Consider the following 1,228-nt stretch of genomic DNA (forward strand, 5'->3'; position numbering starts at 1 on the left):
AAATCTTCCAGCACAGCCTACATGCAGCTCAGCAGCCTGACATCTGAGGACTCTGCGGTCTATTACTGTGCAAGAGAGGGGGGGGATTATGGTAAGGGATATGCTATGGACTACTGGGGTCAAGGAACCTCAGTCACCGTCTCCTCAGCCAAAACGACACCCCCATCTGTCTATCCACTGGCCCCTGGATCTGCTGCCCAAACTAACTCCATGGTGACCCTGGGATGCCTGGTCAAGGGCTATTTCCCTGAGCCAGTGACAGTGACCTGGAACTCTGGATCCCTGTCCAGCGGTGTGCACACCTTCCCAGCTGTCCTGCAGTCTGACCTCTACACTCTGAGCAGCTCAGTGACTGTCCCCTCCAGCACCTGGCCCAGCGAGACCGTCACCTGCAACGTTGCCCACCCGGCCAGCAGCACCAAGGTGGACAAGAAAATTGTGCCCAGGGATTGTGGTTGTAAGCCTTGCATATGTACAGTCCCAGAAGTATCATCTGTCTTCATCTTCCCCCCAAAGCCCAAGGATGTGCTCACCATTACTCTGACTCCTAAGGTCACGTGTGTTGTGGTAGACATCAGCAAGGATGATCCCGAGGTCCAGTTCAGCTGGTTTGTAGATGATGTGGAGGTGCACACAGCTCAGACGCAACCCCGGGAGGAGCAGTTCAACAGCACTTTCCGCTCAGTCAGTGAACTTCCCATCATGCACCAGGACTGGCTCAATGGCAAGGAGTTCAAATGCAGGGTCAACAGTGCAGCTTTCCCTGCCCCCATCGAGAAAACCATCTCCAAAACCAAAGGCAGACCGAAGGCTCCACAGGTGTACACCATTCCACCTCCCAAGGAGCAGATGGCCAAGGATAAAGTCAGTCTGACCTGCATGATAACAGACTTCTTCCCTGAAGACATTACTGTGGAGTGGCAGTGGAATGGGCAGCCAGCGGAGAACTACAAGAACACTCAGCCCATCATGGACACAGATGGCTCTTACTTCGTCTACAGCAAGCTCAATGTGCAGAAGAGCAACTGGGAGGCAGGAAATACTTTCACCTGCTCTGTGTTACATGAGGGCCTGCACAACCACCAAGATGTGGTTAGCAAGATGAACAAAGATGCGCAGATGAGAGCAGCGATTAACCAAAAGTTAATAGAAACTGGAGAAAGAGAACGCCTCAAAGAGTTGCTGAGAGCTAAATTAATTGAGTGCGGCTGGAAGGATCAGCTAAAGG

General features: G+C 52.5%; 1 protein-coding gene. It reads left to right on the top strand.

Features of this window, described 5'->3' with window-relative positions:
• Positions 1 to 210: 210 nt before the first annotated feature.
• A partial coding sequence (locus ACO0E1_RS18890) for a hypothetical protein (protein ID WP_422875574.1) occupies positions 211 to 1,228 on the top strand: 1,018 nt, incomplete at its 3' end.

The sequence above is a fragment of the Curtobacterium guangdongense genome, from assembly GCF_049341845.1.
Lineage (GTDB): Bacteria > Actinomycetota > Actinomycetes > Actinomycetales > Microbacteriaceae > Curtobacterium > Curtobacterium guangdongense.